A 26,140-nucleotide genomic window follows, 5' to 3' on the forward strand; every position below is an offset into this window, starting at 1 on the left:
CCACACCCGCGGTTCCCCCGAACCGTGGAAAGTACCGTCAGTCGACAGACGTGCCGGACCGGTCCTGTCCGTTGCCCCGTTCCCGGTCCCGCTCCTCACGTGCCCGCCTGGCAACGGACTCGATGAGGGCGATCAGGGGCTGCGCCGTGTCCTCGGGGACGTCGGCGAGAGCGCGGGCCGCGTAGTCGACGACTCCCAGACCGGGTGTGATCTGGTCGCCACGGCGGTCGTTGCGCAGTCGCTGGAGATCCTCGTCCTGGCTGACGACGAGGCGTTCCAGCAGCTCCTTCCGAATGCCCTGCAGGACCCGGTCCAGGGCCTCGGCCGGCGGTGCGACGAGGAACTCGATGCTCTCGTCGAAGAATCCGGCGATGCCCGCCGCGTGGTCCAGGTTCGGCGCCTTGCCGGTCTTGATCATCTTGTCGAGCCACTGCGCGCTGGTCCCCGCCCCCGCGGCGATCTCCGCGAGTGAATAGGACCGTCGCTGCCCGTCCGGGGAAGCCTTCATCCGCGTCCTGCGCAGGAAAAGGATCCGCTCCACGACCTGCCGGTGGCGCGCTTCCACCGGGTCGTCTGCCTGCCCGGGACCCGTCACCGGTACGGGCTCTCCCTGGAGAAGGGCGTTCACCTGCTCGGCGGGCAACCCGGAAGCGTAGGAGAGGCCGCCGTCCCCGTCCACCCGCAGCAGGTCCTCGGCCACGAGCCCGGCCCGCTCCGCCAGCGCAACGATGTCCCTGGCAGCTGCGACCGGGTCCGGGGAGGGCTTCTCACTCACGCGCACTCCGGTGAACTGCTGGGCTGCTGCCAAGAACGGACATAGGAGGACGACACTAGCCACAGACCGCGAGGTAAGCAACCTCTGTTGACGCCCATCAACCGTGACTGACGAAGCCCCGACGCCCTTCCTCCACCTCGGCACGTACGCCGCCCCGGGCGGGGCGTGTCGTTCAGCCGCCGGGGGCGGGTGCGGGAGCCCCCGCCGCAGGGCCGGTGGCGTCCAGGTACTCCTCACGTGCGTCGCGGGGGCCGTTCGGCGAGACCTTCTCATACGAGGACCACACCACGAAGGCGCAACCGAGGGCGAGCCAGGCCAGAGACCAATGGGCGCCGGGCGCGGCCTGACGGGCGCTCCTGCCCCGGCACACATCGGCAAACAAAACTCCTCCACGCGTCATGCTCCACGACAGGCATGCGGCGTGGTCCTTGGACGGCGCAATCGCGATCACCAGCCAGGCGGAGCCGTTCTGAAAGGTCCGATCGGCGACTACGAGTCCCACCTGTCGGTGATCCGGAACGCAACCGTCCCGCTCCCCGCGGAGCTCACCGGTCTGCTCAACGACCTCGTGCGGCGACTCGACGGCCTGGCTACCCACGAGCCGCTGGTCGCGTTGAAGGCCCTCACCGACCTGCGGTACGTCATCGCCTGGAGCGGCCAGGACGCCGCCTACGAACTCGACGCCCTCGACATGCCGCTCAAGGACGTGGCAGCCGCGCTCGACACGAGCGAAACCGCCGCCCGCGCCTACCTCGACGACTGCGGCTTCGTGGATGACCGCCCGGTTCTACGGAGCCTTGTCGTCCAAGATGCCTGCCCTGCCCTGTGAGCCGCGCCGACGGCGGATGTGAACGCGGCTGGCGGAATCGCCGATGGTGACCGGCGGGTCCCTGCCGCGTTGTCCTTGGCGTGGAAAAAGGCTGGATCTGCTGGACACCTCTTCTACGGCGTCACCGAAGCCCGCCTGAAACTCATCAGCGACGACGAGGCGCGCGCGTTGATGGTACTCCTGGGCCTGCTCAATGACACTGTGCAGAGCGAGGAGATTCGCCGGGCGGCGGGCGAGATGCGGTTTCGTATCGACTCACGCCTCGCCTGAACCCGCTCCGGCCGCTACCGAACGGGGCGTACGGGGTGCGGGGCGGTTCGAGGACGAGAGTGGTAGCAAGGCCGGCCTGGCCAGCGTGTCGACACAGTGAGCGTTGGGGGTGGCGGCGGTCAGTGCCGCAGTGCGTAGTGGGTCAGGCGAGAGCGTGAGGTTGATCCCTGGGAGTGGACACCGGGTTTCATACGACGAGTGACAGCGTACGCGTCGTGATCAGCTGCTGTTCGAACTCGGCTTGTGTGCGGTAGCCGAGTGCTGAATGGCGGCGGCGCCGGTTGTAGCAGGAAAGCCAGCGGAACAGCTCGAGCCGGGTCTGTGCCCTTGAGGTCCAGCGGCGTCCGTGGAGCAGTTCGCGCTTGAGGCCCTGGAAGAACGACTCGGCGAGGGCGTTGTCGTAGCTCGAGCCGACCCGGCCCATGCTGCGTCGGATGCCGTGCCGGCGGCAGACGTCAGCGAAGGCGGCCGCGCTGTACTGGGCGCCCTGTCGGTGTGGAAAACGACGCCGTGGACCCTGCCGCCGCGGGCGGCAACCGCCATCTCGATCGCGTCGGTGACCAGCGAGGTGCGCATGTGGTCCCCGATCGACCAGCCCACGACCTTCCTCGAGCAGATGTCGATCACCGTGGCGAGATACAGCCACGTCGCGCCGACGGGTATGTAGGTGATGTCGCCGCACCACCTCGCCCTGGCCGCCGCTGAACACGCCTGCACGCTGCTGACAGGCGCACCCGGTGATGAAGTGCCATTCTGGGCTCTGGTATGGGGGCCGCCCGCCGCATCCGTGTACTCCCGCACCGCCAAAGTCCACGAGACCATCGGCGACCACCGCGCCGCCGCCGAACAGTACGCACTGGCCGCCACAGCACGCCCCGCGGACACTTACGCGAGGATCGTCGCCCTGGACCTGGTCGCGGGCGCCGAGATTCACCTCAAACGCGGCAGCATCGAGCAGGCATGCGCCGCCTGGCGCCGGGCCATCGACCACATGGACGGAGTCCGATCCGTACGTACCCGCAAGGCGGTCTCCCGGATGCGCGGCGACCTCGCACGCTTCCGGGCAAGCGGACTGCGGGCCGTGGCCGAGCTCGACGAACGCGGCCGCGAATTCCTCGCCGGAACCTGAGCCGTACCGCCGGCATTCACAGCCCGCCAGCGAAACGCCGAACGATCGGCTCCAGGTAGTCCGCATGCGGCCCGGTCAGACCGGCCAGCTCCTTCGGCGAACTCACCAAGGCGATGTCGTCCAGCTCTGGCTCACGGCCGCGAGCGTGCTCAGCGGCCGTGGCAGCGGCAAAGGCGGCACGCAATGCCGCTTCCGCTAGAGCCGGCGCAAGATACGTCAGGCCGACGCTGCCGTTCTCCCCGCGGGTCACGGCCCACAGCCTCAACGCCTCCGCACCGGCATCGAGCCCCAGCTCCTCAGCCAACTCCCGCGCGGCCTGGCCCGCCAGACCTGGCTCCTCCAGCCGTTCACCGGTCGGCGGCGGTTCTACGGAGCCGCCAGGCAACTGCCAACGGCCAGGCGCAGCCGTAAGGGCCGACATCCTGGCCACCAGCACACGGCCGTCATCGGTCGGCTGGACCACGTTCACGAACAGCGAGGGCAGCGCGGTGGCGCCGGGGACGCGGCGAAGGGCGTAGTGCCGATAGGTGACCCGCACCCAGGACAGGCGAAGGACGTGAGCGTCGGTGCTCGCCATTTCCGAACAGGCCACCACAGGACCGTCGAACAGGACCGGGTTGGCCTGGACCGCCATGTTCCACACCCGGTCCCTGGCCGCCTTGTCTGAGGGCGACAGCGGCGGCTCCTCGGCTTCCGTGAGCACGAGCCGTTCAACATCGAAGAGGTCAACCGTGGCGGGTGGCATCTCAGTCACCCATGCATCGTAGAACCCCGGAGATTGGCACCATCACAGTTCTGACACCTGTGGAGCGAACGCATGGTCCTGCGGCCACCTCACCGCTGGCTCACCGCTATCCGCGCTACTCAAGAGCGGGCCGAACGCCGCTGTGGTGGGAGATGCAGATGCGCTCCGCGCCGACGCGCGCATGCTAGTGGGTGGCGCTCTGCTTCGAGCCGGTCCAGCGCGCCATACAGGGCGTTCACAAGGCGCGCACGGTTCTGCACGTGAGCGACGTCGCCGCACGGTGACATCGCCGCGGGCGAGCTCAACGCACCATGATCGGTTCCCGGGCAGCGTTCGTACGAGACGAAATGCCTGTGGGACGAGGTACTCGAAGACGACCGTGTCGCTGATGCCGGCCCGACGGCAGCGTTCACGGTCGTCCGTCCACGATGTCGGCAGGTACAGGCGCCGGTCGATGAGGGTGCGTCCTCGGGCGGCGGCATAGGCGAGGAAGACCCCGACCTGGCAGTTCTCCGTCCGTCCCGCGGTCCCGGAGTACTGCCGCTGGACCCCGGCCGAACGCTCGCCCTTCTTCAGGAAGCCGGTGTCGTCCACGATCAGCACCGCACCGGGATCACCGAGATGCTCGACCACGTACTGCCGCACGTCGTCCAAGACCTCGTCCGCATCCCAGTCGATCCGGTTCAGCAGCCGGTGGATCCGGTCCGGACCCGCATGCCCGGCCTCCTCCTCCAGCGTCCAGCCGTTCTTCCGCTCCAGCGGAGCGATCAACCCCCGCATATACGCGAGCGCCGACTCACGCGGCTCCGACCTGGCAAAACGATGCACGAATCGCTCGTGCAAAGCCTTCAGTTCACCCACCCACGACCGGGCATCAACGAGTTCCCCACCCATGAACAGACCAACGACCAACCTGCCCAACCATCACGACAAGGACCGTTGCAGTATTAGCTTCGAGGGTGTTGGGATTACAGCAGCGGCACAGAGGCCCCGATGCCCCCGAGCACCCACGGTAGGACGATCTCTTCGAGCACGTCCGTGAACGAATCGTCCTGCCCGGTCGCATTCCGCCGAACGGCGCCTGCCGCCCGACACCGGGAACCCGCTGGCGACCGCCGGCTGGAAGCTGCCCTGCCCGGGATAGTCGTTGATGAAGTCCTGGACCGCCGTGTAGGTGCACACCTGCGGGACCCGGGCCATACCCGGGGGGATGCGCCGAGCCCCCTCGGTGGCGACGATGCGGTCGGGCGCGCGGCGATGCCCACGCGTGGTGAGCCGGAATGGACGGTCTCCCCGGACTCGACTGCGGCCTTTGAGTCGAGCACGTGTTCACGCTGCCGTTACTCACTCCCCGCGATGCGCTGGGCGAATGAATCCATGTATACGCGGTGTTCCACGCGGATCAAGGGTTTCGGGATTTCTCCCAGTGGTGATAGATCGACATCTTCGAGCTTCCCGCAACCGTCGAGATCTGACAGCGCGTGCAGTAGAGCTTCCAGGGCCACCCGGGACTCCTCGTGTGGGGCCAGCATGGCGATCAGGTCCCCTACCACTCTGGCTTGGGTGTCGGAGAGCAGGTTCACGAAGTCCTGAACGCGATCACTTGCCTCCGTGCGCACCGCTTCGTCGAGACTCAGAAGGTCCCGGAGGAAGTTGACGTAATATTGACTTTCCATATCTCCTGCTTTCCAAATCAGTGGGGGTAAGGTACCGGAAGATGACTGGGCCATGGTATGTGGGTGTCATTTACCGCCACCTCATTAAAGTTTTCACTATTTGGGTTTCCGATTCCCCTGTGGTAGAGCTGACCAGCCTCGTCTTGGAATTGGTTCCCGATCTGGATGCGGTAGATGGGGCCACTGCTGGCGTTGGGGCCGGCGTGTGGGCCGAGGTCAGGCCCGTGGACGCGCATACGCACCGTCTTACCCGTGACATCGTCCGTCCACTTCCACTTGATCCCGTGCTCGACACCACCCGGGATCGGCCTCCACGGCTCCTGCACGGCGTCCTTCGGAATGATGCTCAGCGGGTCTGTATCTCCGCGGAGGTCCCAGCCTCCATCCTGGATGCGGGGCGGACAGGGACTGAGCCCGAGCGGGTCGCTCCACGTGTGTGGGTTGTGCACGTACGTGACCGGGTTGTCAGCCGGGCCTAGCCCGAGGGGGTCCTGGCTGAGGTAGCGGGCCGATTCAGGGTCGTAGTACCGGAAGTAGTTGTAGTGGAGGCCCGATTCGGGGTCGAATTGCTGGCCCGGGAAGCGGAGCGGTGTGTATGCCGTGCCATCGCGGTTCCACATCGTCGTGCCCCAGAGGGTGGTGCGCGTTCGCCAAGCGAGCTCGCCCGACTCGTCCACGAGTTCCGTCGGGGTGCCGATCAGGTCGGTGACGATGGCGAAGAAGCGTTCGTCATCCGTGTCCGTGCGGCGCTCGGTCTGGGACAGGGGGCGCAGGCCCGCGTGGTCCCAGGTCAGGATGACGGTCGCGGTCGTCTGCTCGCAGAGGGTCGTGCCGTCCCAGGTGAAGTGGACCACCTCAGAAGGGGACTGCTTGGATACTCGGCGGCCCAGGGGGTCGTACGCGTACCGCCACACCGTGCCGTCCGGTGTAGTCACTGCGACGAGGCGGTCCTCCGCGTCCCACTCGTAGCGCCAGGTGTCGGGCTTCCGGGACAGGCGGGTCCTCTGTCGCAGGACGACCCGGCCTTGGCCGTCGTGTTCGTAGCGGACGGCACCCGCTCTGGCGATGCGAGTGCCCTCATACGTGCGGGCACCCGTCGCAGAGTGAGACGGGTGGGTCGCTGGCCACGAGGCTTCCGTCTGGTTTCCGGCGGCGTCGTACACATATCGCTCGGTCCATCCGTGTGCATGGACAGCCGTGACACGGCCGCCCAAGTCCATGTCGAAGCCTCGGTCACCGGAGAGGGCGTCGCTGATGCCGAGGAGGCCGCCGTCCACGCCGTAGGTGTAAGCACGGTGCTGGAGGCTGCGGCCCCCGGATGTGATGGTCTGGGCCTTCAGTCGGTTCATCTCGTCGAACGAGGACGTCAGCGCCACGAAGTCCGATACGGTGCGCTGCACCTCCCGGCCCACGGAGTCGAAGGAGAAAGAGATGTCGCGCCCGGACGTGGTGAGCTTCGTCCTGCGGCCTGCGGCGTCGTACGACCAGTCGCTGACCGCGCCGCCAGGTGTCGTCCTCCCCACCCGGCGGCCGAGCTCGTCATACCTGTACGTCAGCGTCCGGCCGTTGACCGTCTCGGAGTGCAGGCGGCCGTAGCGGTCCCGCAGGCGTTCCAGTGTGGCGTCCGGGCCGGTGCCTACGGCGAGTTCGTCGAAGATGTCGTATTCGAAGGTCGTGGCCCCATGGCCTTCGACCTCTTTGCGGACCACCTGGCCGAGCGCGTTGTGTGTGAAGTCGATGCGCTCGCCCAGGCCGTTCGCCCGGGAGGCCAGACGGCCCGAAAGGTCATAGTCGTAGCTCAGTGCCCGGCCGTCGAAGTCCGTCTCGGTGACCAGATGGCCTGCCGCGTCGTAGGTGTAGTCCCAGGTAAGGCCCTGGGGGTTGGTCACGCGCGTGAGCCGAAGGTTGGTGTCATAGAAGAACTCGTGGCGGATGCCGTCCGGGGCCGTGCGGGCCGTCAGCAGGTCGAAGTCCGTATATGAAAAGTGGGTCGTACCACCGATCGAGTCGGTGTGGCTGAGACAGTTGCCCTCGCCGTCGTAGGTCCAGGACTCCTCAGTGCCGTCCGGTGCGGTGCGGCGCGACGGCCGGCCCTCTACCGTCCACTCGATACGTGTCTGGGCGCCGAGGGCGTCCGTGACCTGGATCTTACGGCCGAAGGCATCGTGTTGGTAGCGGGTCGTGGCACCTGACGGGTCGGTGACCTCGATGGGCAGGCCCCGGGGGTCCAGGACCAGTCGGGTGGTGGCCCCGAGCGGGTCGCTCACCGCTGTGAGTTGGCCGGCGTCGTCGTACGCGAAGTGTGTGATTGCCCCCGAGGGGTCGGTGACCGAGGTGCGGTTTCCTCGCTCGTCGTAGGTCTGTCGCGTGACGTTTCCATCGGTGCCGACGATGCGTATCGGCATACCGTTGTCGTCGTAATCGGCGCGCGCCTGCCGTCCGTCCGGGCGTTCCAGCACTGTCATACGGCCGTGCTCGTCATGGGTGAAGCGGCTGACATGGCCCAGCGGATCCGTCCGTGCCAGCAGTCGGTTGTAGCGGTCGTACTCGAACCGGGTAACTGCCCCCAAGGCATCGATCTCTGCGACGACCTGGGAACGCTCGTCGACGACGAAGCGCTTGGTGTGGCCGAGGCCATCGGTGAGGGATGTCGTGCGCAGACCCGTTCCCGGGTCCGTATCGTCCCAGGTGAATCGGGATTCGACGTGGCCGTTCGTGCCGGACTGGTAGGTGCAGCGGCCCCGGTCGTCGTAGACGTATTCGTAGCGGCTTCCGTTGGTGTCGGTCCACGAGGTGATGCGGCCATGTTCGTCGCAGTCGAAACGCAGTGGACGGCCGCAGGAGTTGGTGACCCCGGTCAGGTGGCCGTTGGTGTAGCCGTAGCGGAGGATCTCCTGGTCAGAGCTGTCCGCAGCCGCGCCCGCGAGGTGGAGGGCCGTCACTCGGCCCTCGCTCGTGGTGAGCTTCAGGTGGTAGCCGCCGTGGTGGATGATCGAGGTCGGGGCGCCTTCTTCGTCGTGTTCGAAGCGGATCCAGCGGCCGTTGCGGTCGTCGAGCTGAGCCAGCAGCGCGAGCTCGTCGCTGTGATTGACGAAGTGCCAGACTCTGCCGGTGTCCGGATCGGTGAGGGTGTAGCCGTCGTGCACGCGGTTCAGCGGCCAACGCCGGCCGTGCGTCGGCATGACCGATACACCGGGGGCGGGGTGGGGGTATGCCAGCAGGCTGCCCTCCTCGCAGGTGAAGACCACGCCTTCCGCGTCGATCTCAAGCCGTTGATCCACCGTGGAAGACCAGGCCGGCCCGAACCAGTGGCCTGAGCGGTGCGAGGAATCGAAGGTGCGGCGGAAGAAGAGGGGCAGAGAGCCGGGCAGGGCGATGTCCATCTGCGGGAGCAGCATCCGGCCGGTCGCCATGTCGACCGGGTCGCCGTCGCAGACGTTTTCGCGACACCGGTTGCTGTTGTGGTTCGGGTCCTTCTCGTGGTCCCCTCGAGCCCCTCGCCCCTTGCCGCTCGGCAGATCGTCGAGGTGCTTGGCAGCCGTGCCCAGCTTCTTGAGGGAGCCGAGCCCCTTGGAGCCGATCAGATCGGGGATGAGCTTGCCGATGCCTTCCGAGGGGTCCTTCATGAACTCGTCCAGCATCTGCTTGCCCGCCCCCCACGGGTCATTGGCCATGGTGACCAGGCCCGCGGCCGTCGAGTTCAGGTTCGTGAGGTACTCGGCGGGATGGGCCAGGTTGTAGGGATCCATCGGGTTGAGCGCACGGGCGAAACTGACGGTGCCCGCAGCCCCCTTGACGACGCCGCCGACCAGGTGGGTGGTGGCGAGGTCGAGGTAGTCGAGGCCGTCGCCGAGCTGCTGGGCGTAGGAGGGTTTGCGCGGGGCGGCGTCGCGGGCCGCGCGGACCGCCGTACGGGTGGTCTCGGCGACGTCGTTGCGCTGCTTTCGGGCGCTGTCGAGCTTGTCCTGAGCGGCGTTGGCCAGGGCTTTGCCGGGGTCGACGAAGTCCTTGGCGTCGACCGGCCTCGGCGGCAGGGGGTCCTGCTTCTCCTTCACCGCGTCCTTGTAGACGTTGACCTGCTTGTTGTGCGCGTTTCGGGCGTCGGTGGAGACCTGCTGGGCGTGCTCGTACTCCGCCAGGGCCTCCTTCGCCTGGCCCTGCGCCCATTCGACGGTCTCGGCGAAGCGGCCCATCGCCTCGGCGGCCTTCCCGAACGCCTCGGCCGCCTTGAACCAGCGCGGCGGCTCCTTGGCCACCGCCTTCTGGAAGGCGTCCGCGGCCTTGCCCTTGAGGCCGTCGGGCTCGCCAATGCCCTTGAGGCCGTTTCCAACCTGGTCGAAGGAGGCCTTGAAGTCGTTCAGGTGCGAGACCTGGGAGCGGATCTTGGAGACGCTGCCGTAGACCAGCTTCTTCGGGTCGTCGGTCTGGCCGAGCTCCATCTCCGCGACGTCGGCGCCGAGCACGTTGGCGGCGGAGCGGCTCTTGTCGCGGATCCAGTCCCCGGCCTCGTCGAGGCCGACCTCCTCCGCGAGGTCGGCCGTCTTGTCACCGGCCCACTCGACGGCGTCGCCGACCTTCTCGACCGCGCCCTCGACCTTGTCCTCGACCGAATCGGGTATGAAGTCGCGCCAGCCCATCAGTTACCGCCCCCGTCGCCCTTCGCCTGCTCCAGCAGGTCCTTCAGGGACCCGATCTTCCCCGTCGAGGTCACCGTGTCCTTCGTGTCCGACCAGGTCTTCTTGATGTCCTCGGCGCCCTTCTCGAAGGACTCCTGGCTGTAGTCCGGCTTGTAGACGTCCGCGCTGAAGACGTCCCCCCAGCTCTTCTGCTCGATCTCGTCCTCACTCGCGTGCGGGTTTCCGTAGCCGGCGTTGACGGCCACCTTGAACGCGCCGTGGATGTACTGCTCCTCCTCCCACACCGTGCCCGCGGCGATGCCGAGGTTCCCGGCAAGGGTGGAGGCGTCCTGGATCAGCGAGCGCACGCCCCACTCCCAGCGCTCGCAGAAGTCCTCGAAGTCGGTGGCCAGGCCGGCGTGTCCGGCCTCCATCCCCGTCATCGAGAGGTCACTGAGACCCTCGCCCTGCGAGGCGCCCGCCGCGTCGGAGGACTCACGCAGCTCGGAGATGGCCGCGCGCAGGCCGTCCCGGATGTTCTTGACGGCCGCCGGAGAGACCTCGAGGTCCCCGTCACCCGCCATCAGGCCACTTCCGAGGACTTGGCCTCGACGTCCACCGCGCATGCATCGGGAACGATTCCGGCGACGGGCGGGAACATCATCGACCCGTCCGCATCGGCCACATCCACCGCAACCCCGGCGGGCCCGTCCACCTCCGGGACGACCGCGTCGACCAGTCGCGCACCCATGATCGCCAAGTAGGGCCATTCGCGGCCCGCTTCCCCACGTGCCTCGGCGAACCGGGCCATGGCCGCCTCGTCCGTGAACGCGTAGAACCAGCGGATTCCACCCGAGACAGCCGACATCAACCCGCCGTCGCCGTCTTCCGAATCGCCAGCGCGGGGCACGAGCAGTGCAGCCCGCCGAAACTCACCGAGCAAGCTCCCAGGGTCGCCGCTACCTGTTCGGTATGCGGCTATCTCTGCAGTCAGTCCCATGGCCTTTGGCCCCCTCCAAGGTCATCGACGTCCGAGTGGGAACAGTACCTTGATCAATAAATCGGCCGATAAGGGGTCAGGTGCAAGCGCACCTCGTTAGGACCGAGGTCCGGGAAGTCCGGCCGGTGCGGATGCTCCCTGCCGGGCGTCCGCGAGGGCTTCGGCCGAAGCAGCCCTGTGCAACTTCCCGCTACAAAGCCCCCCGCCACCCCCCGCCACCGGCGGAAACCAAGCCACCCGGCAGGCCTCGTCACCGTCTTCAGGCCCGAGCCCCGATACCCCACGGCCCAGCACCATCCATGAGCCGACAGCGCGAAGGGGCTGGCACCTCGAATGAGGTGCCAGCCCTTCATTGCTCTCAATGGCGCCGCGGCAGTCCCGAGGCGCGGCTGATTACATGCTCAGCGCGTCAGCCTTGTCGTTCCACGTGCCACCGTGCACGTACCCAAGCGTGGTCAGGTCGTAGCAGCTGCCGGCCGGTATGGACATCGACGGGTCCGGCTGGAAGTCCCGGAAGTCGATCAGAGTCCCGCCGAACTGCGGCCGGTTCACGCAGATGGAGCTGGCTTGGTCGCGGAAGCTCCAGTTGCTGAGGTTCTTGGTGCCGCCTGCGCTCCACTGAAGGCGTCGACCGCTGTAGTCGGAGTGCTCCCACAGACAGACCCATCCGCTCGCACAGTCCCAACTGGAGGACGTCGACGCAGGCGCCTGCCCGGCCTGCTGGCCTAGTGCCTTTCGGGTCTCGTTCGCCTTCTTGGCGACTGCGGCGTTCTCCTTCACCAGGGACGAGTCAGCCTCGGCCTGGCTGTCGAAGCACTTGACCTCGCCACTCGGCACCTCGGCACAGACCTGAGCACCCTGCCACCCCTGGGCGAGGTTGATCTGCTTGCCCTTGTAGGTCGCGATGACGGGCTTCGACGCGGCGATCTCACTGTTCATCTGCTGCTCTGCAGCCGGGCCGAGCGCCCCGGAAGCAGGCGCGGACGGCGACGGCGTGGCAGCCCCCGCCGAAGACGCTGTGATGAGCACGGCGCCGACGGCGGCAGTCACGGCAAAGCCGATACGTACGGAACGCATGGAACCACTCCCCCTGTTTGAACCACCTGACGGCAGCTCATATTCCAGACCTAGGCGTGCAGTTGGGATCAACCCCGCCGCATGCAGCCGGAAGAGTAACCAGGGGCCGCGACGCTGCGCGTGACCGAGATCACTCAACAGTGTCTTCTGCGGGCGAGTCGGTCACGCGATCGAATTCTTTGGCCTGAAGACGCACGCTACTGCTTCGGCGTCTGTCCGGCTTTGTCCGCGATACCCCGGCCGACGATGGCCACGGATGTCACTGGCGTTCCGGCCTTCCCCCACGCACTGTCTTTAAGGAGCACGGTTCGCTCGCCCAGCAGGCGCAGGCTGCCCTTATCGAAGATCCATTCAGTTCGCTCGCCCTTGTGGACGCGGGCAATCGCGACGCCTGTCCGGCCGGCGGCATCCGTTGCCTCGGGCACCAGGATGACGCCGGGGATGCGCGCGGCAGCCCGGTAGAGAGCGGCGCTCACGCCAGGAGGGGCTTCCACCGTCCGCAACAGATCACCAATCGCAACGAATGCTTCCTGATCGGGGCCAGTGGTCGATCCCGAGTCGCCTCCGTGATTGAGGCGGGTGTCGGCGTAGATCGTCTCCAACAGACGGTCGGGGTCCGTCGGGAGGGATTCGAGAAAGCGGTAGGTGGGGCCGTTGAGGCTGGCATTGTCCTTGCCTCGGGCCGGATCCGTCGCGCTGCCCTTTGCGTTACGTGTGAGTGTGCCGGCGGTCCCGTCCACAGATACCCAGCGCTCGGCCGATTCGTCTGTTCGGGCTGCCGCCATTCCTCCGCCCGCGGTCTCGGACAGGGACGTGGAGTGTCCGGTCGTTTTCGTGTACAGGAACTGGCCGTCCCGGACGGTCGGAGCGGGCGCCTCCTGCGCCACTAGAGCCACACGGTCCAGCAGCTGTACAGCCGCCGGCTCGGGCCGGGCGACGGGCGGGCGCTCGTCGAACCTGCTTACGCCGAAGGTGACGGCCAGCGCCACGGCACAAGTCGCGGCCCCGGCGGCGAGGAACAGAGCCAGAGGACGACGGATCGGGGTGCGGGCAGGTCGGGCGTCCCTTGCTGTTTCGCGCATCAGGTGCTCCTTGATCCGGCGATGTCCACGGAATGGCAGGTCTGTATCGGCAAGGCCGGGCAGGCGCAGGATGGTCTCCGCGCCCTCGGACGGGTCGAGTCGTCCGTCGTCGGCGGCATTCACAGGTTTCCCTCCCGTGCGGTTGGCGAGGCGGGGACGCGTCTGGAGGCTGGGGGCTCCGCGAGGTAAGCGGCTGCGAGTTTGCGCAGCCGGGCGCGGGCGCGGGAGAGCCGCGAGCGCACGGTACCCACGGGCACCCCGCATGCCTGCGCCACCTCGTCGTGGCTGAGACCGGACCACACGTGCAGAAGGAGAATCTCGCGGTCCGCGCGTCGCAGCCGGTTCAGAACGGCAAGGGCGGCAGCGGCCTGAGCCGCGTCGGTGATGCGGGAGACGACATCGTCCGCCAGGTCGGGGACGGTGTCTGAAGACGGAAGGCGGGCTATCGCGTCCCGGTGACGGCGGGCCGCCCTGCGGGTATTCCGTATGACGTTCGTAGCGATCCCGAACAGCCATGCACGATGGCTGCTGACGCTGTCGAGCGTTTCGCGGAGCCGCCACGCCTCAAGGAAGGTGAGGGAGACGATGTCCTCTCCCCCGGCACGGTCGGCGGTCATGCGGACGGCATGCGCATACACAGCCCGGGCGTGTGCCTCGTAGATTTCCGCGAACAGTTGGTGGTCCACACCAGGTAGTGTCCGCACACACGACTGCGTTGCATGTGACGTACAACACGCACCAGAAGGATCCTGCGTGAACACGTCTCGGCCGCCGAACTCGGGAGAGTCCGACCGGGCTCCTCACGGGAGTCACCCCGGCGTCGTTGCCGGAGTGCTTGAGCGACCGGTGAGCGGCAGGGTGGACGGATAGCGCAGGCCTGCGCGTGATCGTCTATCCGCCGGACGCCCAGGGCGGGTGGCACGTCCGCGTCGACGACGAAACCCTCAGCCGCGCGCTGAGGGGCCGGTGATCTTTGGAGCTACTGCAGCGGCTCGCTCTGATCGCGTGGCGCGGCGGCGGGCCGGGGGCTGGGCCCCGAAATCGGCGAGGAGTGAGCGCAGCGGTGCGGGCCGCCACTGGTCACGTTCAAGCCCCTACGGCGTTGTCCCCGGCGTGGACGAGACACTGGATCTGCTGGACGCCCTGCTCGACGGCGTGAGTGAGCCACGCCTGAACCTGATCAGCGAAGACGAGGCCCCGGGCGTTGATGGTGCTCTCGGGCTACTCGAGGACGCCAACCAGTCCGAGGACATCCGCCGGGCCGCAGGCGAGATGCGGTTCCGGATGGCTCACGCCTCGCCTAACCCCCGGCACCAGGCCGTTTGAGGTTACGGAGCCGGCTCGTCTCGTAGGCCCAGGTGGTCGGTCTGCTGCGCGAAGCCGGTGTCTGATCTGCGCCGGTCTTGGACGGCCTTGGGGCCGGCTGCCCGCGGCGAGAGCCGCATGCCGGAGCACGCCCTGGGCGGCGAAGTGTTCGTAGAACGCGGTCCGCTGCGCGTCGGCGCCAGCGGGGAGCCGCGCCGACGACCTGCTCCAGCGCAGTCGGCCAACATCGAGGGCAGGCCATGAGAACGGGAATGAGTGACTGAGACCCCGGCCTACGCGGCCTCCGCACCGGCTTCCCGGCCATGGTGCGGTCCGGCTGCTGGGGATGGTACGCCCGCTGGCGGACCATCGACATCAGCGAGACACCTTTCGGCGGCGCCGGACGAGGGCGTGGCCGGCCGCTCCCACCGCGGCCAGAGCGGCGGCGCCGAGCAGCCAGGGAGCCTTCTGGGGTGCGACCGCCGGGTCCTGGCAGCCGGGTGAGGCTGCGGTCACCCGATAGCGAGCCCAGATCTTTGCCGGCTTGCCCTCCTCCTTCCAGTGCACGGTGTAGAGGCCGGGTTGCGCATCGCACCGGATCCGGACCGTGGCGGTCACCCTCTTGTCGCCGTGCATCACCACCGGCCTCGTGAAGCCCGGAGACGACAGCTTGACCATCCCGTCGCCTCCCATCTCCAGCCCATCCTCGGCCTTCAACTGCCCCCCGGCCGGAACGGTCCGCACGTCCCAGGGCGACGCCGGCCACTCGGTGTCCGCGGGATACCGCTCTTCCTGGGATTCCGGCTGCCGCTGGGCAACCTGCCGCGCGCACTGCGCCCGCTCCGCTGCGTCGGCCAGCGCCACCCTGACGCTGCCCCACAGCCGGTCGATCGCGGGGCCGTTCTCATAGCCGAGTGGCGAGCCGAACCTCACCTCGTAGGAACCCGGTGCGGCCGTGCACGAGACCGTCACCACCGCCACCAGGAGGCTTTCATCCATCCGCAAAGTGCCGTCGGCAGCGAAGGCCGGAGAGGTCACCCGTACGCCGTTGAACGCGTCACCGGAAACCCGGGCCTCGGTGGTGACGCTGACCCGTTCACCGGGCCGGACAGCCAGCTCTGTACCGCTGGGCACAGGCCGCGGCGGATCCGCGCGAGGAGCCGCTAACGCGCTGCCCGTCCCTCCTGGCAGCAACAACATCAGCGCTGCGATGGCACCTATCCTCTTCGGTTTCATAACCATTTGAACCCATTTCTTGTCGATGACCGGGACCGGCAGTGACCCGCCAATCGACCGGGGGAGGCGAGCCGGCCGACCCGCTCAGGCGCGGTGTGATCCCATGCAGAATTTTCCAGCCCTCCGGGCGCCGCCGGTGGGTGATCGAGCGGACCATGTCCTGGCTGACCGGCTACCGCCGGCTCAACCACCGCTACGAACGCGATCCCCGCAACTACCTGGCCTTCCTCAGACTTGCCTCAGCCATTGCTGCTACAAACGACTCGTCCGCCTCACCACATAGGACACGGTCTTTAGGCGCCATTGATCCCCTTGCCGCACGGCGGGAACCAGCCATCGGGCGCTCAAAGGGCATGAAACCCAGTGTCTCTCGCACCCCAACTGGTCTAGCGTTTGCAGGTCGTTGGAATGATCAAGGTCTCCGCGGGGCCGGTCGGTCGGCGATCAGAGCCTGTCTTACGCACCGCAGGAACGTTCGACCTTAAATGAAATAGGTCACGAAACGGGGAGAAGTCGTTATGCGCAAGTACCGCCATTCGCCTCTCGGGGTAATAGCGGCAATATCTGCCGTTATTTTATGCCTGACAACTCCCCAGGCTGTCGCAGTCTCGGGTCCCGGTCAACCTCGGGTTCTGGCGTCTGCAAGTGAATCCACCAAGGAAATCGCCAGGGAGAATGCCGCTGCAGTGGCGCGTGGGGCCAACGTCTGCGGGCCTAGTTACAACCTTGCATCTGCGGACCCCCTGCCTTTTGGAGTGGCGCCGGCGCAGCGCAAGGGGGTTTTGTTCAACTACACAACGGCTGACAACAAGACCGCCTGCGCGATATTTGACAACAACACTGGCCTCAAGACTTACATGGAACTCAAGTCTTGCCCGGGCACCGATACGAATAGCAGTAAATGCAGCAAGGATGCCGGATACTTTCTCGAGTATGCGGGCCCTACATATACGAGCACGAGTGGTCCCAGGGGAACCTGTTGGGTCCACAAGGCATGGATGGCGCTCCTCATCGACGATGCCATCACGTACGGTTTCGTCTGCTAGTTGACCCTCTGTGCGGGCTGAGAAAATCTGGTTCCGCTGGCGAATCTGCCAAACTTGGGATCGAGGAAGGAAATTGGGATGCGTTCTCTGCAGGTGCCAGTGCGGGTAGGTTTAGCCGTTGGTGTTTCGGTTCTCACTGGAGCGTTTGTCGTCTCCTGCGGAGAACGGACCCAGCTCTCGTCGGGTAGTCAGGCATCTGTCCCAGCGCGAGGTGTGGCTCAGCCCGGATCCCAGTCTCCTTCACCCTCTTCGTCCTCAAGTTCCGGCCGGCCGTGTACTCCTCCGACACCGCCCACTCCGCTCGGCTGGGCGCCGCGTTCCGAGGCGGAACGCAAGGCTCACGAGGAGGTCGATCACTATCGGCAAGAGCTCGCGCGGCAGCTCGACCCGGAAGGGGTCAACCAGCCAAATGGCCCGCGAGAGCCCGAGCCGGATCTGGGCAAGCCGGTCTCCATCGAAGGTGACGTCGCAGCGTACGCTCCACACCGAGGGTCGGACGGTTCATCCTTGGTGGTCCCTGTGAAGATCACCAACTGTGGCGCGGCGAGGGCCTTTTACAAGGTGACGATTACTGTGACCGGTAAAGACTTCCAGGGAAGTGCGAACTTCGAGACTGCCGTGACCGGTGTGTATGCCGGCACCACGTGGCCCACAGAGGTCACAGTACGCGATTCAGGTAACCCGGCTCCGGATCAGCCTCGGGTGAAAATATCGGTCACGCGAAATGAGTAACCCCTGCGTGTGGCGAAACCAATGGATTTCCGGGCCTCAAGTGTGGACAGCTCGCCTCCGCCCGTGAACTCCATGGGAGAGGCCTGGAGGCTGGGGGGGTGCCCCACCGTGCTGTGGTTCGCGCATAGAGGAGGACAGTCAGAAAGTGTTTTCTGCTGAATTTGCTTGAGGTCGGTGAAAGCACTGTCGACTGTTGAAAATTTTGCTCCAGCGATGTGACGTCAGAATCTTTCTGAAATAGATCTTGACGCAGTGTCATGAAACGTCGGGCGGGGGGCTCGACGGGACAAGCCTCTTGTGTATGGGCAGGCACTGTCGCTCTGCGACTCCTGGCCGATGAGGGGACATGGTGAGCCCTCTGCTCCCTACATGCGAGGGAAGCCCTACTTGTGAAACGTATTTCCGGATCGCGGGTTCCTGCAGCGATTGTCTGCAGCGCCACGATGATCGCCGGGCTCTTACAGGGCCACGCCTGGGCCAGTCCCAGCTCTCCCGTACATTCCGGGCCGGGCGACGACTCGAGCCAGCTGTCCCAAGTTGCACCCGCCGAGCGGGAGAAGATCCTCGGCAAGGGATGGAAGACCTCGACAGACCGCGCATGGGCCACCAGCGGTGACCAGGACGGCTTCCACGTCCTGGTCGCCGATCAGAAAGCCGGCTACAGCTGGCGCACGGTAGCCACTCTCGCCGAGCCCGGCTTCGACGCGGACATGTGGATCGGCAACGCCTGCATCACCGGCTCGGGCAGGCGCGCGGTCGTCGCATACGCCCCGCGTACCTTCACCAACAAGCCCGAGTTAATGGCGCGGGGCGCGTTTACCGCGGTGGTGGACCTGGATTCCGGGTCCGTTACCAAACTGGACCGGCAGGCCTCGCTGGCCTACTTCAGCCCTGGCTGCGGCACCGGGGAGACGGCCGTCCTCACCCAGGCGGGCGGCGAGACGAAGAACCAGACCCGTCTGCTGACCGTGGACGTTGCCGCCGCGAAAGTCAGTCAGACCATCGAACTAGCCGGTCAGGTAACCTCAGCGATTCCGGTCGGTAAGGACATCGTGGCGGCGGACGCTGCCCGTATCACGAAGATCGACGAGCAAGGTCGCCGAACCGCCATCGCCCATACCACGCAGGTGCCATTCCAGCTCAAGGCCGACGCCGAAGGCGGCCTCGTCTACATGGACCGCCCTGAGGGCTCCAAGAACGAAGGTGAAGTCAAGCGCATCACCGCAGGCGACATCGCCCGCGGCGACGCAGCCAAGACACAGCAGGCCCTGCTTGCCCGCGGTGCGCTGACGAAGATGGATCTGACGAGCAGTGCCAGCGGCGCCGTCTTCATCACTGGTGACACCAAGGCTGCACAGCCGCTGCCCAAGACGGTCCAGCGCCGCCCGGAAGTCCCCAAGGAATCTCAGGCCACCACAGGCGGCAAGGCGCTGATCACCAGGGTCGACGCGGGCGGCGAGAGCGATCCGCGCCAGCAGCCCGACCTCGCGGCACAGTCGAAGAAGATCAGCCTAAGGGTTCTCGCCACGGGCAACGATGCGAACTTCACCGTTATCCCGACTGCACCCGCCGCGAAGGCCACTGTAGGTACTACGTCTCCCTCTCCAGCGCTGCCCGGCCCACGGACAGCCGCCCCGTCCGGACAGAAATCGTCGGCCCAGTCCGCAGCGATGTCATCCTCGCCAGCCGAAGACGAGCGCTACTGCTCCGTTGCTCGCAACGATCCGGCCAAGCAGGCCATGCAGCCCAAACCCCGGCAGGTGGAGTGGGCTGTTGATCAGATCATCAACGGGACCCTGGACAAGAACGTCTCGCGGCCGGCGAACTGGAAGAACCTGGGCATGGCCGCCTACCAGCCTCAAACGCTTTTCCCGAGGCTCGGGCTCAATGGCGGCGGCCGGATACCCGCGCAGGTGCTGCTGGGCATCACCGCGCAGGAGTCCAACATGTGGCAGGCATCCCGCGTGGTGGTGCCCGGTGTCACCGGCAACCCGCTAATCGGGAACTACTACGGGATCAAGTACGCGGCGAGCGGCCAGCAAACCGACCCCTGGGGCATCAACTGGTCTGAGGCCGACTGCGGATACGGAATCACCCAGATCACTGACGGCATGCGCATGCACGGCAAGGAGAAGCCGGGCGAGCAATCCCTGACCACACTGCAGCAGGAGGCCGCAGCGCTCGACTACACCGCAAACATCGCCGCCGGCCAGCGGGTCCTGGCCGACAAGTGGAATGTCACCAACCAGGACGGGCTGATCGTCAACAACGGTGATCCCAAGTATCTCGAGAACTGGTTCTTCGCCCTCTGGGCCTACAACTCCGGCTATTACCCCAAGGCCGCGGCCGGGAACAACGGCGGGCTGTGGGGCGTGGGCTTCACCAACAACCCGGCCAACCCGCTGTGGAAGGCCAATAGAGCCCCCTTCCTCGAAGGACCGGTCTCCGGGTCCAACGACTACTCGCACGCCAAGCACCCCCAGGACTGGCCCTACCAGGAGAAGGTCCTCGGTTGGGCAGCCCGCCCCCTCTCGGCATTGGAGTCGCCCGGCACAATGGTCGCAGGCTTCCGACCCGCCTGGTGGAACACCGACGCACTGAAGACCAAAGTCAAGCCGGCCGAGAGTCTGTTCTGCAGCGCCGTGAACAGCTGTGACCCCAGCAAGATCGGCCCGGACGACCAGAATAAGCCTGGGCTCGGCGCCTGCAACCGCGACGACCTCAAATGCTGGTGGAACCAGCCGGTCAAGTGGAAAGAGTGCGCCCTCGGGGAGTGTGGCAACGAAGTCATACGCTTCAACGACACATACAAGGAAGAAGCGGACGGCACCGCCTACCCGCCCAACTGCACCACCCAAGGCCTGCCCGCCAACGCCCTCATCGTGGATGACGTTCCCGACGGTACCCCCGTCTCACGGCCGGGCTGCACCCAGCCCAAGGCCAACAGTGGAACGTTCTCCCTGGACTTCGCCACACCAAGCGCAAGAATCGACTTCCAGCAGCTTGGCGCCGGCTACGGCGGCCACTTCTGGTTCGCGCATACCAGGAATGGCGACGAGGCCGGAAACCGTATGAAAGTCACGGGGACGTGGCAGGTAACAAATCAGCCGATGGGACAGCGTGAGGTTTTCGTGCACGTGCCCGACCATGGGGCGCAAGAGCCGCAGGCCGCGTATGAAATTGAGACACGCTGGGGAACTCAGACCAAGACGATAGACCAAAAGGGATCTGGTAACCGATGGGTTTCCCTTGGGTACTATGATTTTGGCGACAGATTGGCGGTGCGACTGTCAACTACGAGACAGAACGCCACGGGGGACCTCGACCTGGCATACGATGCAGTGGCGTTCGCTCCAAGCAGCTATAGCCCCCTGCCGCAGATAGCTCTACCGGAGCCCAACCCGGACTCCCTTCCGGACTTTTCATACGACATTCCGGAGGAATACGATTCCAGTGGCCCTCAGCTGCGCGGTTCAGGCTCTTCAGCTCCGCGGTGCCAGAGCCCGAATTTGCAGGGGAAGTACACCTGCACTCAGGTTGTGGACCCGGGTTCCTATACGCCGCCCAATTCTACAAAATTCCTCAGCCCCTCGGCAGCCAACGCATGGAGCCCACTCATTCCGCGTTGCGCGACAACCTCTAAACCGTACAGCGTGACGCGATTCGATGCCTGCTATAAGCGAGATATTCTCATCCAAGCTTGGTATCGGAACAACGGCACGTCGACCCTCATGGGAACGGTGTCGTTCCACCTTCTGCAAGAAATAAAAATTCCCCGCCGTTCAGCAGAAGGCGGAGGGGGCTTCTCGAATGGATTCAACACAAAAGTCACTTTGGAGCTTTTCGACGTACAAGGCACAATAGATAGAATCTCGGCAACCAATCTAGAAACCTCCTGCACTGTCGCCGTCTGCAACAACTCGACGTTCGCGAATTGGCCCGAAGGGGGTACATGGTTCGGCCTCACCGATCGACACAAAGCCAGTGCATCTGCCCTCATTCAATGGACAAATGGAGCAATCGATGCGGTTAATTTCTTCGACCTGAACGCATCGGTGAATTTCACAATTCCGGGATACAAGCCGGATGACATCGAAGGGGCCAAATGGCAAACCGTGCCACTGGGGCAGATCCGGTGCGACAGCAGAATGTCTACGGCACCCGCGTGTGTCATGTCTGGCCATAAGCCGGTTTGGAAGCTGGATGACCAACGCTATCCAGTAGCCGCCGCCTATTACTGGCTACTCCGCGAGAAACTCGCTTCCCATCCTGGAAGCCGCATGGAAAAGTCACCGCTACACCGAGAAGCCGACGGGCCGACTGCCACCGAAAATCGACGGCGGGTTTGCGATCGAGGTGTGGCGGCGAATCTTGAACCATGGTCCGCCCACCCGGATGCCCTCGGCGACTCAAGGGGGATTCAGTGCGATGAATTCCCATTTGCCCGAACCAGGGAAAGTGGCGGCCAGATTTACACGAACGGAAAGCCGTGCGTGCAACTGTTCGCTAAGCCCGTGAACGGCAAATGGATGCTCAACGCGGACGGTCGCTACGCTCTACCGTCCGGTGCCACCTGGCCTCAAATATGTGGCCGCGCGGCCATCCCTGGCATTCAGAACGAAGCCGCTGGCTCCGACCTCGGAAACTTCTACCTGGCAAACCGCATGCTGCACGACGACGGATTCTACTTCGAGTCGCCTCGATATGAGGGATGCAGCACGACTCAAGTCTGTACCATCCCGTAAGGGGATTTGATTACTGGGGGCGCGTCAGTCGACGCGCCCCCAGCTAGCTTTCTACGCTTGTTATTTATCTACCAAGATCTTTTGGGTTGCCGATGCTTTGGTAGGTAGTGAACGGCTAAGAAAATTGCGGATCATACCACTCGATGGTCAGTTCGCCGGGCCGCACTCGCGGCTTTAACCCTCCGGCAGTTCCGTGACCCCTGGCGGAAGAATTTATTTCACTTAGCATGCTCCGCAAGGAGGGCCATTTCGGCTGGTACTGCAAGCGCCCGTCGTCATAGGCAAGTACGGAACCGAGCAATGGGCCGGTACGATTGTCTAGAAACAATTGACCTCCAGCCGAGTCGCTGGCAATGGGTAGCCAATCTGAATGACAGGTAAGGCCGTAATTATCCACTAGCGTACCTCGTCGACGCTCGTATTCTATATCCTCCAGCATGACGGTGCGACCAATCAAAATTTGATCGACACTCTTGAGAGAGTACCCCCCGGGGAGATAGGCAGAAGGCGCGCCGCCGCGCGTGACAGGGGGGGCTCCATTGTGGCAGCAGAGAAGCGAGGGCAAGTCTGGATGGATGAAATGTCCAATTTCGCCAAGCCTCTCGATCTCGCTCTCACTAGCAGGGGGGTTTAGGGAGAGGAGCGTTCCTGGGGCATTTGCTTCTAGCCAAGTGTGAAACATTTCCCATTCCTCGGCCATTGATAGAATCTGCATTGAAGGCTCCTTGCTGAGGTTGATTTCCGTCACCCTGTGGCATTTTTCGCTTTTCGCCCACAAGTTGGCAAATTAGATTGATGGGGTCTTGCCCTCAACATACTGGCTCTGTTCACGAAGTTTCGGTTCTGGCTCACTTTCCGTGGAGGGCTGACTGAGCGTGATGTCGGTGGTGTGTGGTGGGATGGCCGGACTCTGCTGTCTTGACCCGCTGGGAGACCGCGCTGATGCCCGTGTACTCGTCTCTGACCCACGCCCTGGCCGCGGCCTTGGTCGATGTCCTGTGGTTCATCGAGGGCAGTGAAGACGAGCAGATGGATCCGGACGACGCCGTCAAGGTCCTGGAGGGTGTCGCCCACCTGGTCAGCCAGCTGTCGGGCGACCAACGGAGCGAACTGATAGGTCTGCTTGAGACGATGGCCGAAGCCGAGTCCGACCCCGCACGGCGGGAGTTCCTGGAAGGGTTTCCTGAAGGCTTCGGCCTCGTTGATGAGGCGGTCTGACCTGCGCATCACGAGTAGAGCAGGACACGCTTGCGGAGAAGACGAAAGCCGGCCCGGCCGAACATGTGCTGTTGGGCTGGTCGGCGGTGAGGGGTGAGGAGAGGACGGCGAGGTGTTTGACGCCGAGGTCGACTCCCACGGTCCCGGCTGCGGCCTGGCGACGCGTGGGGGAACATGGTTCTGGACCTTGCGACTGACGACGATGACGTTGTACGGGTCGGTGCCTGCGGTGGCTGCTCCTTTGCCGTTGAATATGGAATGGGCAACGGAGGTGACAGGCTGCTGGAGATCTCCCGGAACGGCGTGGAAGCCATCCACCTGGATCCTTCCCCGGACCATCCGCCGACGACGTTCTCCTATGCCAGGGACGGTGCGGACGTCTGCAGTTGCGGAATCGGCGAAGAAGTCTGGCGATGGGGCGAGCAGCCGGACCTACTGCTGCCGGAGCTGATAGCGGCTGGTGTACTCCACCCGGACGGCGAATACGCACGACCGGACGGCGAGTCCTACCTCGACCGCGACCGCCACACACTGGCGCTCATAGAGACCCGATTCAATCTTTTCCTCCCCCGCGACGAAGTCGTGAACCAGCGCCTGCCGGCCTTCCTCATCTGAGTAACGACCTAGTGCTGTGACCGGGAAGGTTCGCCGGGTTGAGCGGTCAGGCCGCGGAGGGTAGGGGTCTGCCGCCCCAGCGGATGCCTTTCTCGCTGCGGATTCGGGGCCTGCGGGTAAGCCCGCGGATTCCGCTTCGGCTTCCGGTCCGGACCGGCCGGCCGCCGCCAAGCCGTCGGCGGACGACAGCGAACGCACGGCCGTGTTCCGGGCCGTGAAGCCGGGTTCGGGGCCTGCGGGTAAGCCCGCGGATTCCGCTTCGGCTTCCGGTCCGGACCGGCCGGCCGCCGCCAAGCCGTCGGCGGACGACAGCGAACGCACCGCCGTCTTCCGGGCCCCGAAGGTGGATTCCGGGACCGGTGGCGCGGGCAAGGCTTCCGACGAGGCCGCGGACAGCGAACGCACCGCGGTCTTCCGGGCCGTGAAGCCCGATGCCAAGGCCTCCGCCCCGGCCGTGGAGAAGCCCGCGGCCTCCCGGCCCGTGCCGCCGAAGGCGGTCGGCGGGGAGCGGGCCAGCACCTTCGTGCCGCTGCGCAAGGACGACGCCCCGGCTCCGGCGAAGCCCGCGGCCGCGGGATCCGCCCCGGCGGCCCCCGCGGCCCCCGAGGCAGCCGCGCCGGCCCCCGTACCCGTACCCGAGCGGAGCGAGCGGACCACTCAGCAGCCGCTGCCGCCCAAGCCGCCGCTCGACATGCTGGCGGACCTCACCAACAACCCGCCTCCGCCGCCGAGCCCGATGCGCACGGCCGTCCGGCGGTTCAAGATCTACGCCCCGCTCGTCGTGCTCCTCGCGGTCGTCCTGGCCGTCGTCCAGCTCGTGCGCCCGATGCCCGAGCCGAAGCTCACGATGACCGCGAAGTCCTCGTACACCTTCGACGGCGGCAATCCGGTCCTGCCCTGGCCGAAGGAGGGCCAGGCCTACATGGCCGCCGCGGGCCTCGGCACCGTCGGCAGCTTCGGCGAGCAGAAGCCGGTCGCCATCGGCAGCGTCGCCAAGACGATGACGGCGTACGTGATCCTGAAGAACCACCCCCTCAAGAAGGGTGAGAAGAAGGGTCCGATGATCGACATCGACCAGACGGCGGTCGACGACGGCGCCAAGAGCTCCGAGGGCGAGTCCACGGTCGGCACCCTCAAGGCGGGCGACAAGATCTCGGAGTACGACGCCCTCGCCGCGATCATGATTCCGTCGGCCAACAACGTCGCGCGGCTGCTCGCGCGCTGGGACTCCGGCGGCGACCAGGACGCGTTCGTCAAGAAGATGAACGAGGCCGCCAAGGAACTCGGCATGGCCAACACCACGTACACGGACCCCTCGGGCTTGGACGCGACGACGGTCAGCACCGCCGAGGACCAGGTCAAGCTCGGTCTCAAGGTCGTGGAGATGCCGGAGCTGATCGCGATCACCAAGCTGCCGGAATGGACCGACCAGTACGGCAAGAAGTGGCGCAACTACAACACGCTCATCCCGGGCAACGGTGCGCTCGGCATCAAGACCGGCTCCACCACCAAGGCCGGCGGCAACCTGCTCTTCGCCGCCGAGAAGCAGGTCGGCGAGACCAGGCAGCTGATCGTCGGCGCGGTGCTCGGCCAGTACGGCGTCCCGATCCTCGACACGGCGATCGCGGCGAGCAAGCAGGTCATGCTGGCCACGCAGAAGATGCTGGTGAACGCGCCCGTCGTGAAGAAGGGCGACGTCGTCGGGTACGTGGACGACGGTCTCGGCGGCCACACCCCGGTCGTCGCCACCGCCGACGTGGAGGCGGTCGGCTGGCCGTCGCTGACGGTCAACGTCAAGCTCTCCGCCGGGGACGGCAAGCTGCCCCAGACCGCGAAGGCGGGCACCGAGATCGGCGTGCTGACCGTCGGCGAGGGGGCCAGCCAGGTGAAGGTGCCGGTGGCGCTGCAGAGCGACCTCGCCGCGCCGGGCATCGGCAGCAAACTGACCCGTGTCGGCTGACCGCCCCCGCCTCACCGCGTGATTCCGGCGCCCCGGGCAACCCCGGGGCGCCGCCGCGCGTCTAGCGACCCGGGAACGGCAAGC

Annotated in this window: 19 protein-coding genes and 3 pseudogenes; 9 read left to right on the forward strand and 13 right to left on the reverse strand. The window is 65.8% G+C overall.

The window, feature by feature from the left end:
• Positions 1–37 precede the first annotated feature (37 nt).
• Entirely contained in the window at positions 38–775 is a 738-nt protein-coding gene (locus tag K7B10_RS23600; RefSeq protein ID WP_229338848.1) for a hypothetical protein, read from the reverse strand.
• Positions 776–1,283: 508 nt separating this feature from the next.
• Between K7B10_RS23600 and K7B10_RS23605 the strand changes: the two genes are divergently transcribed.
• Complete coding sequence (locus tag K7B10_RS23605) at positions 1,284–1,604, forward strand: hypothetical protein (protein ID WP_229338850.1); 321 nt, start codon at positions 1,284–1,286, stop codon at positions 1,602–1,604.
• Between the two features lie 18 nt (positions 1,605–1,622).
• Positions 1,623–1,874 carry a hypothetical protein gene (locus K7B10_RS23610; protein WP_229338852.1) on the forward strand — a complete coding sequence of 84 codons (252 nt, stop codon included), beginning with the start codon at positions 1,623–1,625 and terminating at the stop codon, positions 1,872–1,874.
• 187 nt (positions 1,875–2,061) lie between these two features.
• On the opposite strand, the pseudogene K7B10_RS23615 reads toward K7B10_RS23610, so the two are convergent.
• Positions 2,062–2,648 (reverse strand): annotated as a pseudogene (locus K7B10_RS23615) (IS3 family transposase); the annotation flags it as partial.
• Here K7B10_RS23615 and K7B10_RS23620 point away from each other — a divergent pair.
• Positions 2,545–3,003 carry an NsdA family TPR-like regulatory protein gene (locus K7B10_RS23620; protein ID WP_504967664.1) on the forward strand — a complete coding sequence of 153 codons (459 nt, stop codon included), beginning with the start codon at positions 2,545–2,547 and terminating at the stop codon, positions 3,001–3,003. The pseudogene K7B10_RS23615 and the gene K7B10_RS23620 sit on opposite strands and share 104 nt — an antisense overlap.
• 16 nt (positions 3,004–3,019) lie before the next feature.
• Here K7B10_RS23620 and K7B10_RS23625 read toward each other — a convergent pair whose 3' ends face one another.
• The 9 genes and pseudogenes from K7B10_RS23625 to K7B10_RS23665 form a co-directional block, all read right to left on the reverse strand.
• On the reverse strand, positions 3,020–3,748 hold the full coding sequence (locus K7B10_RS23625) for an NUDIX hydrolase (RefSeq protein ID WP_229345320.1): 729 nt from the start codon (positions 3,746–3,748) through the stop codon (positions 3,020–3,022).
• Between the two features lie 327 nt (positions 3,749–4,075).
• Positions 4,076–4,642, reverse strand: a pseudogene (locus K7B10_RS23630) (IS701 family transposase); the annotation flags it as partial.
• A 446-nt stretch (positions 4,643–5,088) separates the two neighbouring features.
• The gene (locus K7B10_RS23635; RefSeq protein ID WP_229338856.1) at positions 5,089–5,424 is read right to left on the reverse strand and encodes a hypothetical protein; all 336 of its coding nucleotides are present in this window, start codon (positions 5,422–5,424) and stop codon (positions 5,089–5,091) included.
• A gap of 17 nt (positions 5,425–5,441) precedes the next feature.
• Positions 5,442–10,061 carry a putative T7SS-secreted protein gene (locus K7B10_RS23640; RefSeq protein WP_229338858.1) on the reverse strand — a complete coding sequence of 1,540 codons (4,620 nt, stop codon included), beginning with the start codon at positions 10,059–10,061 and terminating at the stop codon, positions 5,442–5,444.
• Positions 10,061–10,624 (reverse strand): hypothetical protein, encoded by a 564-nt coding sequence (locus K7B10_RS23645; RefSeq protein WP_229338860.1) that lies wholly within the window; start codon positions 10,622–10,624, stop codon positions 10,061–10,063. The genes K7B10_RS23640 and K7B10_RS23645 overlap by 1 nt, the downstream gene beginning before the upstream one ends.
• Positions 10,624–11,040: a hypothetical protein gene (locus K7B10_RS23650; protein WP_229338862.1), complete on the reverse strand. Its 417-nt coding sequence runs from the start codon at positions 11,038–11,040 to the stop codon at positions 10,624–10,626. The genes K7B10_RS23645 and K7B10_RS23650 overlap by 1 nt, the downstream gene beginning before the upstream one ends.
• A 393-nt stretch (positions 11,041–11,433) precedes the next feature.
• Positions 11,434–12,117 carry a peptidase inhibitor family I36 protein gene (locus tag K7B10_RS23655; protein ID WP_229338864.1) on the reverse strand — a complete coding sequence of 228 codons (684 nt, stop codon included), beginning with the start codon at positions 12,115–12,117 and terminating at the stop codon, positions 11,434–11,436.
• 197 nt (positions 12,118–12,314) lie between these two features.
• The gene (locus K7B10_RS23660; RefSeq protein ID WP_229338867.1) at positions 12,315–13,322 is read right to left on the reverse strand and encodes a CU044_5270 family protein; all 1,008 of its coding nucleotides are present in this window, start codon (positions 13,320–13,322) and stop codon (positions 12,315–12,317) included.
• On the reverse strand, positions 13,319–13,885 hold the full coding sequence (locus K7B10_RS23665; RefSeq protein ID WP_229338869.1) for an RNA polymerase sigma factor: 567 nt from the start codon (positions 13,883–13,885) through the stop codon (positions 13,319–13,321). Before K7B10_RS23665 ends, K7B10_RS23660 begins: the two co-directional genes overlap by 4 nt.
• Before the next feature lie 427 nt (positions 13,886–14,312).
• Between K7B10_RS23665 and K7B10_RS23670 the strand changes: the two genes are divergently transcribed.
• Positions 14,313–14,525: a hypothetical protein gene (locus K7B10_RS23670; protein ID WP_229338871.1), complete on the forward strand. Its 213-nt coding sequence runs from the start codon at positions 14,313–14,315 to the stop codon at positions 14,523–14,525.
• A 354-nt stretch (positions 14,526–14,879) separates the two neighbouring features.
• Here K7B10_RS23670 and K7B10_RS23675 read toward each other — a convergent pair whose 3' ends face one another.
• Positions 14,880–15,704, reverse strand: coding sequence for a hypothetical protein (locus K7B10_RS23675; protein ID WP_229338873.1), 825 nt, complete (start codon positions 15,702–15,704; stop codon positions 14,880–14,882).
• A 161-nt stretch (positions 15,705–15,865) separates the two neighbouring features.
• On the opposite strand from K7B10_RS23675, the pseudogene K7B10_RS23680 reads away from it, so the two are divergent.
• Both K7B10_RS23680 and K7B10_RS23685 read left to right on the forward strand, forming a co-directional pair.
• A pseudogene (locus tag K7B10_RS23680) lies at positions 15,866–16,023 on the forward strand (transposase); the annotation flags it as partial.
• Between the two features lie 1,884 nt (positions 16,024–17,907).
• On the forward strand, positions 17,908–22,263 hold the full coding sequence (locus K7B10_RS23685; RefSeq protein ID WP_229338875.1) for a golvesin C-terminal-like domain-containing protein: 4,356 nt from the start codon (positions 17,908–17,910) through the stop codon (positions 22,261–22,263).
• A gap of 115 nt (positions 22,264–22,378) precedes the next feature.
• Here the strand turns inward: K7B10_RS23685 and K7B10_RS23690 are convergent, their stop codons facing one another.
• Positions 22,379–23,011 carry an SMI1/KNR4 family protein gene (locus tag K7B10_RS23690; protein ID WP_229338877.1) on the reverse strand — a complete coding sequence of 211 codons (633 nt, stop codon included), beginning with the start codon at positions 23,009–23,011 and terminating at the stop codon, positions 22,379–22,381.
• Between the two features lie 170 nt (positions 23,012–23,181).
• Here K7B10_RS23690 and K7B10_RS23695 point away from each other — a divergent pair, with 170 nt between their 5' ends.
• The 3 genes from K7B10_RS23695 (at position 23,182) to K7B10_RS41330 (ending at position 26,056) form a co-directional block, all read left to right on the forward strand.
• A complete protein-coding gene (locus tag K7B10_RS23695) occupies positions 23,182–23,481 on the forward strand; it encodes a hypothetical protein (protein WP_372481448.1) in 300 nt (99 codons plus the stop codon).
• Positions 23,482–23,655: 174 nt separating this feature from the next.
• On the forward strand, positions 23,656–24,096 hold the full coding sequence (locus K7B10_RS23700; RefSeq protein ID WP_229338879.1) for a hypothetical protein: 441 nt from the start codon (positions 23,656–23,658) through the stop codon (positions 24,094–24,096).
• A 214-nt stretch (positions 24,097–24,310) separates the two neighbouring features.
• Positions 24,311–26,056 carry a D-alanyl-D-alanine carboxypeptidase family protein gene (locus K7B10_RS41330; protein ID WP_229338880.1) on the forward strand — a complete coding sequence of 582 codons (1,746 nt, stop codon included), beginning with the start codon at positions 24,311–24,313 and terminating at the stop codon, positions 26,054–26,056.
• Positions 26,057–26,140 lie beyond the last annotated feature (84 nt).

This window comes from Streptomyces flavotricini (assembly GCF_020639365.1).
In the GTDB taxonomy this organism is placed as follows: domain Bacteria; phylum Actinomycetota; class Actinomycetes; order Streptomycetales; family Streptomycetaceae; genus Streptomyces; species Streptomyces flavotricini.

Excerpts from the sequence above, each read along its gene's own strand:
- K7B10_RS23620 (WP_504967664.1), top strand. The coding sequence starts at position 2,545 with ATGTCGCCGCACCACCTCGCCCTGGCCGCCGCTGAACACGCCTGCACG.
- K7B10_RS23625 (WP_229345320.1), bottom strand. The coding sequence starts at position 3,748 with ATGCCACCCGCCACGGTTGACCTCTTCGATGTTGAACGGCTCGTGCTC.
- K7B10_RS23635 (WP_229338856.1), bottom strand. The coding sequence starts at position 5,424 with ATGGAAAGTCAATATTACGTCAACTTCCTCCGGGACCTTCTGAGTCTC.
- K7B10_RS23640 (WP_229338858.1), bottom strand. The coding sequence starts at position 10,061 with ATGGGCTGGCGCGACTTCATACCCGATTCGGTCGAGGACAAGGTCGAG.
- K7B10_RS23645 (WP_229338860.1), bottom strand. The coding sequence starts at position 10,624 with ATGGCGGGTGACGGGGACCTCGAGGTCTCTCCGGCGGCCGTCAAGAAC.
- K7B10_RS23650 (WP_229338862.1), bottom strand. The coding sequence starts at position 11,040 with ATGGGACTGACTGCAGAGATAGCCGCATACCGAACAGGTAGCGGCGAC.
- K7B10_RS23655 (WP_229338864.1), bottom strand. The coding sequence starts at position 12,117 with ATGCGTTCCGTACGTATCGGCTTTGCCGTGACTGCCGCCGTCGGCGCC.
- K7B10_RS23675 (WP_229338873.1), bottom strand. The coding sequence starts at position 15,704 with ATGTTGTTGCTGCCAGGAGGGACGGGCAGCGCGTTAGCGGCTCCTCGC.
- K7B10_RS23700 (WP_229338879.1), top strand. The coding sequence starts at position 23,656 with ATGGTTCTGGACCTTGCGACTGACGACGATGACGTTGTACGGGTCGGT.